Raw genomic sequence first — 2,220 nt, forward strand, 5'->3', positions numbered from 1 at the left:
GTGTTGTAAGCCGTTCAGTCGACCCATTACGACCTGCCGTGCTGACGGTGGGAACCATCCAAGGGGGCTCTGCGCAAAATGTGATCGCAGAAACGTGTCGCTTGAGTGGAACGATCCGTACGTTTGATGAGGAGACACGAACGGTAATGAAGGAGCGACTGCATGAGGTGACGGAGCTTACAGCCGCAACATACGGTACAACAGCACAGGTTCGCTATATTATGGGATACCCACCAGTTGTCAATGACACACATGAAGCATCTCGTTTCTTTAATGAAGCAAAATCTGTTTTCGGCGAGGAGAATGTGCAGGAAGCGTCGAAGTTGATGCCTGCTGAAGATTTTGCGTATTATTTGGAACGTGTGCCAGGTTGCTTCATGTTCGTAGGAGCGGGTAACCCAGTTAAAGGAGCAGTTTATCCACACCATCATCCAAAATTTGATTTTGATGAGGATGCTATGATTAACGCGGTTCGTTTGTTTATTGCGATGTCTATGGGATACGCTGCGGAACGAAACGCAGGGGCAATTAAGGGCTAAAATGAGTTGAATTGGGAACGGTTCAATCTGGAGTATGAGGTTAATGAAATGGGGTACCCTACTGTTGAAAAGGAGGGAGTACCCATGAAAAAGGTTCAGGAAGTTATGACTAAAAAATGCGTAACGGTTACCCCACAGGACAATATTTATGAAATTGCGGTCAAAATGAAGGACAATGATACTGGTTTTATTCCGGTTGTGGAAAGCGAAGGCAGTGATAAGTTGATCGGTGTAGTAACGGACCGTGATCTTGTCGTTCGCGGTTATGCGGCTAAAAATTCGGGTTCGGGTTCGGTCGATACCGTCATGACGACAGGTATTCGTACAGCCAGTGCGGACATGTCGGTGGACCAAGCAGCTGAACTGATGGCAGAACAGCAAATCCGTCGTTTGCCCGTAACGGAAGGAGACCGTCTGATCGGGATTGTCTCGATCGGGGATTTGGCTGTTCGTAATATTTTTGCAGACAACGCTGGAGAGGCGCTTAGTCATATTTCCGAGCAGGTCCACTAGAAGAATAATTAAGGTAGCATTAGTTTGGGGAGATCTTTACCCCGAGCTTCTAATCAGGAGTTCAACCCGAATATGGGTTGGGCTCCTTGCTATTCTGGTTGATATGCCAATAAACGGATAAGCTATTTATTATATAAGTTTAAAATGATGTATTGTTAGATTATCAGGAGGTAGTTATGAATCCAGATCATCCTTGTATTGTACAACGTGATTTTACCGTTCTGCTGGAGATGGGCTTGCCCGGTTCAGAATGGGCTCGTTCACAGTTGCAGATTTATGCGGAGCTGGTTAAAAGCCCGTCCGCTTTTCATACATACCACATCACTCCATTGTCTTTGTGGAACGCAGCTGCCCTCGGATGGAGTGCTGAGGACATTCAAAATAGTTTGCACTCCATGTCCCGTTGGGATATTCCACGTGATTTGTTGAAGGATATTGAACAGCTCGTTTCTCGTTATGGGACGTTGACGCTTTCACGGGAGGGTACGGAAGAAGAGCGAACTTATAGCACAGATATGATTGGCGCATACCGTGCTGAGCATGAGCCAGACGGAGGTATAAAGACAGGGAAAGCCAACAGCTATACAATGGGTGATCGCTTGATCTTGGCAGCAGAGACCCCCGCTTTACTGGGTAAGCTACTGACCAAGCAAGAGCTTAAACAGCTTGGTTTACTTCGACTTGATGAGGTAAGCGCGTCGGTCCCGTCCGAAAATCGGGGCTTGCTCAAGCAGGAATTAACGCGCTTGGGATATCCCGTTGTGGATACGGCAGGCTATCTTGAAGGGAATCAGCTTAGATTTACCGTGGGAAAGGGAAAAACAAAGTTGCAGCTTCGTGATTATCAAGTAAAGGCCGCTGATGAGTATAAAGGAGCGGACGGCTTAGGGGGTAGTGGTGTACTGGTGCTTCCATGCGGAGCCGGAAAAACAGTGATAGGTATGGCGGTAATGAATCGGTTTCAGTGCGAGGTGCTTATTCTAACATCTAATACTACTTCTGTACGGCAATGGGTAGAAGAGTTAAAACGAAAAACGGATATTCCTCCCGATTCCATTGGGGAATATAGTGGTCAGAAAAAAGAGGTACGTCCGATTACGGTGGCGACCTACCAAATATTGACACACCGTCGCACCAAAGATGGGGATTTTGAGCATATGAAACTGCT

3 protein-coding genes are annotated in these 2,220 nt (G+C 46.8%); all 3 read left to right on the forward strand.

Annotated elements, in window-relative coordinates; all coding sequences use genetic code 11:
* Nucleotides 1–539, forward strand: a 539-nt coding sequence (locus tag GRP75_RS24935) for a M20 metallopeptidase family protein (protein ID WP_160790670.1), incomplete at its 5' end; no start/stop codon positions are given.
* A gap of 84 nt (nucleotides 540–623) precedes the next feature.
* Nucleotides 624–1,052, forward strand: coding sequence for a CBS domain-containing protein (locus tag GRP75_RS24940; protein ID WP_023989320.1), 429 nt, complete (start codon nucleotides 624–626; stop codon nucleotides 1,050–1,052).
* Between the two features lie 176 nt (nucleotides 1,053–1,228).
* The coding region (locus GRP75_RS24945) for a helicase-associated domain-containing protein (RefSeq protein ID WP_160790671.1) at nucleotides 1,229–2,220 on the forward strand (992 nt) is incomplete at its 3' end.

Source organism: Paenibacillus sp. OT2-17, from assembly GCF_009827695.1.
GTDB lineage: Bacteria > Bacillota > Bacilli > Paenibacillales > Paenibacillaceae > Paenibacillus > Paenibacillus polymyxa_B.

Coding starts and splice junctions, on each gene's coding strand:
- GRP75_RS24940 (WP_023989320.1), top strand. CDS start 624: ATGAAAAAGGTTCAGGAAGTTATGACTAAAAAATGCGTAACGGTTACC.